This is a genomic window from Oleiphilus sp. HI0067, from assembly GCF_001635735.1.
Genome location: NZ_LWFI01001059.1, coordinates 1 through 1,697, shown reverse-complemented (window position 1 = coordinate 1,697; position 1,697 = coordinate 1). Strand labels below are relative to the sequence as shown.

General features: G+C 43.1%; 2 protein-coding genes. Both read right to left on the bottom strand.

Annotated elements, in window-relative coordinates; translation table 11 throughout:
- Positions 1–153: 153 nt before the first annotated feature.
- Positions 154–912 carry a cytochrome c1 gene (locus A3739_RS14725; RefSeq protein ID WP_068472972.1) on the bottom strand — a complete coding sequence of 253 codons (759 nt, stop codon included), beginning with the start codon at positions 910–912 and terminating at the stop codon, positions 154–156.
- A partial coding sequence (locus A3739_RS14720) for a cytochrome b N-terminal domain-containing protein (protein WP_197472340.1) occupies positions 909–1,697 on the bottom strand: 789 nt, incomplete at its 5' end. The genes A3739_RS14725 and A3739_RS14720, both read right to left, overlap by 4 nt.

Here is a 1,697-nt window from a genome sequence, read left to right as displayed (position 1 = left end):
TCCTTATAAATAGAACGCATCGAAAATTCGATACATAGAATACAAAACTGCCAGAATTATACACACTTATCAAAGCGCGTCATAATTCAACACACGTTATAACAAAAAAGGCCGTTAGCGTTTGCCAACAGCCTTATAGCTACTTAGATAGACTTAGTGGATATCGCGCCAGTACTCTTTATTCAAGAAGTAGACGAACACAAAGAAGAACGCCAAGAAGACAAGCACGTATAATCCCATACGCTCACTTTCTATCCGTGACGGCTCACCGACATACTCAAGGTAATTTACCAAATCATAGATGGCTTCGTCATACTCAGCTGGCGTCATAGAACCTTCCGACTTATATTCTTGACAGCCACTACTCTTAACGATGTTACCTGAAAGAGGATCAACTTCAGTATCAATACCCATAAGTGGTGGCTCAGCACACATACCCTGCAGGTCTGCTAGAACATGTGGCATACCGACATCTTTGAATACGACATTATTTACCCCATATGGACGCGAAGGATCTGCATAAAAACCACGCAAGTAACTATACAACCAATCTGGCCCCCGTAACCGCGCCACCAACGTCAAGTCAGGCGGTGGATTGCCAAACCAAGCTTTCGCTTGATCTTTATCCATAGAGGTAGTCATCAATTGACCGATCTTAGCGTCGCCCTCAAGTAGATTTTCTTCAAAAATCTCTTTTGGGATACCTAAGTCATTTGCAGAACGTTCATAGCGCGAGTACTCAAGCGAGTGGCATCCAAAACAGTAATTAGTAAACAACGCCATCCCACGCTGCATAGACTCTTGATCACGAATATCAGTATCAATATCATCAACAGGAGCCGCCGGTCCAACAGCTGCCAATACACTGTTCACACTAATTGTGAAAAATAACGTAGCAACGAGCTTAATCATTTCATTGTCACCCTTTCTGGTACAGGCTTAGTTTTCTCAATACTTGTATACCAAGGCATAAGAATGAAATAAGCGAAGTAAATAACAGTCAAGACCTGAGCAAGCAAAGTTCTACCTGGAGTTGCTACCACAACACCCAAGTAACCAAGAATGCAGAACGAAATGATAAACAACACAAGAGCAATCTTACTTAAGTTGCCTTTGTAACGCATTGAACGCACCGGGCTACGATCTAACCATGGCAATACGAACAAAATTGCAATTGCCGCACCCATCGCCACAACACCCAAGAACGCATCCGGAACAGCACGCAAGATTGCATAGAATGGCGTGAAGTACCATACAGGCGCAATGTGATCAGGCGTCTTAAGAGCATTCGCCGGCTCAAAATTAGGCTTCTCTAAAAAATAACCACCCATTTCAGGGAAGAAGAAGACCACCGCGCAGAATACGAACAAAAATACAACAATACCGACCATATCGTGCACTGTGTAGAAAGGATGGAAAGGAATACCATCTTTTGGGATACCGTTTTCATCTTTGTCTTTCTTAATATCGATACCATCCGGGTTATTAGAACCAACCTCATGAAGCGCGAGAATATGCAACACAACCAACGCAAGAATAACGATTGGTAACGCAACAACGTGAAGAGCAAAGAAACGGTTTAAGGTAATGCCTGAAATCAGGTAGTCACCACGAATCCACAAAGCCAACCCTTCACCGATGTATGGAATTGCACCAAAGAGGTTAACAATTACCTGAGCACCCCAGTAAGACATCTG

Coding starts and splice junctions, on each gene's coding strand:
- A3739_RS14725 (WP_068472972.1), bottom strand. CDS start 912: ATGATTAAGCTCGTTGCTACGTTATTTTTCACAATTAGTGTGAACAGT.